Annotated in this window: 4 protein-coding genes; 3 read left to right on the top strand and 1 reads right to left on the bottom strand. The window is 71.8% G+C overall.

Annotated features, from left to right (window positions below):
• On the top strand, positions 1–1,385 hold a 1,385-nt coding region (locus tag AOK24_RS05165; RefSeq protein WP_063799396.1), incomplete at its 5' end, for a cytochrome P450.
• Positions 1,386–1,420: 35 nt separating this feature from the next.
• On the opposite strand, the gene AOK24_RS05170 is transcribed toward AOK24_RS05165, so the two are convergent.
• A complete protein-coding gene (locus tag AOK24_RS05170) occupies positions 1,421–2,596 on the bottom strand; it encodes a cytochrome P450 (RefSeq protein WP_055718869.1) in 1,176 nt (391 codons plus the stop codon).
• Between the two features lie 169 nt (positions 2,597–2,765).
• On the opposite strand from AOK24_RS05170, the gene AOK24_RS05175 reads away from it, so the two are divergent.
• Together AOK24_RS05175 and AOK24_RS05180 are read left to right on the top strand one after the other, a co-directional pair.
• Complete coding sequence (locus AOK24_RS05175) at positions 2,766–3,590, top strand: class I SAM-dependent methyltransferase (RefSeq protein ID WP_055718867.1); 825 nt, start codon at positions 2,766–2,768, stop codon at positions 3,588–3,590.
• Entirely contained in the window at positions 3,587–4,762 is a 1,176-nt protein-coding gene (locus AOK24_RS05180) for a cytochrome P450 (protein ID WP_055718868.1), read from the top strand. Before AOK24_RS05175 ends, AOK24_RS05180 begins: the two co-directional genes overlap by 4 nt.
• The last annotated feature ends 74 nt before the right edge of the window (positions 4,763–4,836 follow it).

The following is a 4,836-nucleotide window of genomic DNA, read 5'->3' on the forward strand; positions in this document are numbered from 1 at the left end:
CCCCCGGCGCGCTCCCCGTCCTCGGGCACGCGCTCCCCCTCGGCAGACACCCCCTCGACTTCCTCGCGTCCCTGCCCGCGCACGGCGACCTCGTCCGGATCAAGCTCGGCCCCGTTCCCTTCCACGTGCTGTGCGACCCCGACCTGGTGCATCAAGTGCTGGTTGACGACCGGACGTACGACAAGGGCGGCGCGATCTTCGACCTCGTACGGACCGTCGCCGGGAACGGTCTCGCGACCTGCCCGCACCGGGACCACCGGCGCCAACGCCGGCTGCTCCAGCCCGCGTTCCACCGCGAACGCCTCCCCGGCTACGCGCGGGTGATGACCTCGGAGATCACCGCGATGCTCCAGGGCTGGACCGAGGGCCGTGAACTCGACGTCCTCGCGACGATGAACGAACTCACCGCGAACCTCGCCACCCGCACCCTGTTCGCCGCCGAACTCGACGACAAGACGTTCCAGGAACTGCGGCAGTGCATGCACGACATGCTGACCGGCATGATGCGCCGGATGCTGCTGCCGTGGCCGGTCCTGAACCGGCTGCCGACACCCGGCAACCGCCGCTTCGTCAGGGCCCGTTCACGCCTGCGGCAGTACGTCGCGCAGCTCACCGACGACTACCGGCGCGCCGGCGTCGACCACGGCGACCTGCTGTCCATCCTGCTCGCGGTCCGCGACGACGACGGGAACGCCCTCACCGAGGACGAACTCCACGACCAGGTCTTCACGTTCTACCTCGGCGGCAGCGAGACCACCGCACCCCTGCTGTCGTGGGCGCTGTACCTCCTCGGCCAACACCCGCACGTCCGGGAGGAGTTGCACACCGAGGTCGACACCGTCCTCGCCGGACGGGTCGCCGGGCACGACGACATCCCCCGCCTCGACGTGACGCGCAGGGTCGTCATGGAGACGCTGCGCCTGTACCCGCCGGGCTGGCTCTTCACCCGAGTCACCACCAAGGCGGCCGAGTTGGCGGGCCACCGGCTCCCGGCCGGCTCGATCGTCATCTACAGCCCGCACATCGTGCACCACCGCGCCGACCTCTTCCCCGAGCCCGAGCGCTTCGCCCCCGACCGCTGGCGCGAGGGCGAAGGACGGCCACCGCGCGGGGTGTTCACGCCCTTCGGCAGCGGCGCCCGCAAGTGCATCGGCGAAGTCTTCGCCCTCACCGAGGCCACCCTCGCCCTCGCGTCGATCACAGCCCGCTGGCAACTCGACCCGCTCCCGGGGGCACACACCCGGATGGCTCCCCGGCTCTCCTCCACACCGCGCTCGCTACCGATGTCCCTGCGGGAGCGGCCGGTGCGGAGGGAGGAGAAGAGGGAAGAGCCGGGGAGTGCCGAACTGCCGGAAAACCGCCAGGAATACGCGGACCCGAAGTGATCCGTACGTCGCACCCGGCCCTCACTCCCCTCCGCTCACCACTCCACCGGCATCCGCCGCACCCCCCTCAACGACATCCGCGACTTCCACTCCACGTCCCCCGCGAGCCGCAGCCCCGGCAACCCCGACAGCAGGGCCCGCAACGCCTCCTGGATCTCCAGCCGGGCCAGCGCCGAGCCGGGACAGTAGTGGACGCCGTACCCGAACGCCACATGCCGGTTCCCCGTCCGGCCGAGGTCGAGGACACCGGGCTCGGCGAACCGCCGCGCGTCCCGGTTCGCCGCCCCGACGGAGACGACCACCGGCTCGCCCTCGCGGACCAGCGTGCCGCCGACCCGGACGTCCTCGGTGGCCCAGCGGGCGGCGAGCGCGCCGGTGCGCAACGGGACGTACCGGAGCAACTCCTCGACGGCGGACGGGATCAGCTCGGGGTCCTCGCGCAACCGCCGCAGCTGATCGGGGTGTTGGAAGAGCGTGTAGAGGAAATTCGGCACCGACGTGGCCGTCGTCTCGTGGCCCGCGATCAGCAGCCCCACGCACTGCTCGAACAACTCGGCCTCGGACAACCGGTCTTCGTGGTCCCGCGCCTCGATCAGCGCCGACATCAGATCGTCCCCGGGCCGCTCCCGGCGTTCGGCGACGAGGCCGGACACGTAGGCGTGGAAGTCCTGACGGCTGGCCTCGGCCTCCCGCGCGCCGACCGCGCTCGACACCGTGTTCTCGCTCCACGTACGGAACAGCTGCTGGTCGGCCTCGGGCACGCCGAGCATCCGGCAGATCACGATGACGGGCAGCGGCAGCGCGAGGGACTCCACGAGGTCGGCGGGCGGACCGGCGGCGACCATGTCCGCGAGCAGACGCTCCGTCAACTCCCGTACCTCAGGCCGCATCCGCTCGATGCGCTGCACGGTGAACGCCTTCGACAGCAGCCGCCGCAGCCGGCTGTGGTCCGGCGGGTCCATCGCCATCATCCCCTGGTTGACCTGGAGTTCGGCCTCACGGGGTTCGTCGTTGACGGCGCAGGCGGCGCGGCTGAAGCGGGAGTCGCCGAGCACGCCGCGGACGTCCGCGTACCGGGTGGCGAGCCACGCCGGATCGCCGTACGGCAGCCGGACGCGCCGCAGCCCGTCGTCCGCGAGCGCCTCCTCGTAGCGGCAGGACAGTTCCAGGCTGTGCCCTTCGTTGAAGGGGTAGTCGAGCGGCTCGGGCATCGGGACCTCTTTCGCGTGGGTGACGGGACGTTCCCCGCTCGCGCGCCGCCCGCCCTCCGCGAAGTACCCGTACGGCGTCAGCATTTCCCTCGAACGGTGCCTCTCCCGGCGGGAAGCGTTTCGTGCGAGGACCCACGGAGACAGAGTTCCAGCACCCGAGGAGGACCCGATGACGACAGACCCCGTGACGACCCCCGCACCCGTGGCCGAGGACGTCGGCCGGATGTACGACCGCATGACGCTGCTCGCCGCCGACCTCATCGGAGGCGACGGCTTCAACGCCCACCTCGGCTACTGGGACACCCCGGACAGCACGCTCACCTACGACGAGGCCACGGACCGGCTCACCGACGTCATGACCGACCGCCTGCGCATCGGCCCCGGCTCCCGGCTCCTGGACGTCGGCTGCGGGGTGGGCGCCCCGGCGGTACGGATCGCGCACCGGACCGGCGCGGAGGTCATCGGCATCTCGGTCAGCGGCGAACAGGTCGTCCGCGCCCAGCAGTTGGCCACCCGCTCCCCGGGGCAGGTCGCCTTCGAGCAGGCGGACGCCATGCAACTGCCGTACGGCGACGCGTCGTTCGACGCGGCCTTCGCCCTCGAATCCATGCCGCACATGCCCGACCGCTCCCACGTCCTACGGGAGTTGAGGCGCGTCCTGCGCCCCGGCGGGCGGGTCGTCCTCACCGACTTCTTCCGCCGCCCCGCACCCTCCGACGGCGCCCGCGCCCTGCACGAGACGATGGGCTCGACCAGCGCGCGGCTCGACGACTACCCGGCCCTGCTGCGGGCGGCGGGACTGGAGTTCGTGGAGATGCTGGACATCACCGACGAGACCGTCCCCCGGTCGTTCACCGAACTCGCCGAACGCGCACGGGCGTTGGACATCCCGCCCGACGACACCGAAGCCCGCTGCTACTTCGACCCGCAGGCCGTGATCGACCCCGCCCTGCTCGGCTACCTCCTGGTCGTCGCCCGGCGCCCCCTCGCATGACCGCCGAGACCCGACTCCCCTTCGAACAAGGGGATCCGCTGCGCATGGCGACCGGGCTGCGCGAACTCCAGGAGCGCGGAACGGTCCACCGGGTCCGTACGGCGATGGGCGACCCGGCCTGGCTGGTCACCGGCCACAAACACGTCCGGAACCTGCTCGACGACGACCGGCTCGGCCGCACCCACCCCACCCCCGAGACCGCCGCCCGCACGGACGAGACCCTCTTCAACGGCCTGCTCGGCGACTTCGCCACAGAGGCCGCCGACCACGCCCGCATCCGCTCCCTGCTGCGCCCGCACTTCGCCCCCCGGATCATGCGGGACCTCACACCCCGCGTCGAGACCCTCACCGCGCGGCTCCTCGACAACCTCGCCGAACACGGCCCCCCGGCCGACCTGCACACCGCACTCGCCGTCCCGCTGCCGATCCTCGTCATCTGCGAACTCCTCGGCGTCCCCTACGAGGACCGCGACCGCTTCCGCGCCTGGACCGACGCCGCCGCCACCCTCGGCGACCCGGCGAACTGCGAGCGGGGCATGCTCGAACTCTTCGGGTACGGCCGCGAGTTGGTCGCCCGCAAGCGCGCCGAACCCGGCGACGACGTGATCTCCCGGCTGGTCGCGACCGAAGGCGTCCCGGACGACGAGATCGCCGGGCTGTCCATGGCCCTGCTGTTCGCCGGGCACGAGACGACCGTCGTCCATATCGGCCTGGGCGTCCTGCTGTTGCTCGCGAACCCCGAGCAGTGGCGGGCCCTCGTGGACGACCCCTCGCTGATCCCCGGCGCGGTCGAGGAACTGCTGCGCGCATCGGCTAAGGGGACCGGCGGCGGCATTCCCCGGTACGCGCGCGAGGACCTGGACATCGACGGGACGACCGTCCGCGCCGGTGACCTCGTCCTGCTCGCCAACAGCGCCGCCAACCACGACCCTTGCGTCTTTCCCGACCCGCACCGGCTCGACATCACACGCCGGGCGGCGGGACACGTCACGTTCGGACACGGCGGCCGGTACTGCCCGGGGGCGCCGCTGGCGCGGATCGAACTCGGGGTAGTGCTGCGGGAGTTGGTGACACGCTTCCCGACGCTGGAACTCGCCGTGGAACCGGGGGAACTGAGGATGCGTCAGCATGCGCTCACCGGTGGGCTGGCCGAACTGCCGGTGCGGTGGTGAGCGGCGTGGGGTTCCTGCTCGGCCGCCGGCATCTGAAGCTGTTCAGATACGGCGCGGGGGCGACCCCGGCATCG

The organism is Streptomyces niveiscabiei, from assembly GCF_001419795.1.
Classification (GTDB): Bacteria; Actinomycetota; Actinomycetes; order Streptomycetales; family Streptomycetaceae; genus Streptomyces; species Streptomyces niveiscabiei.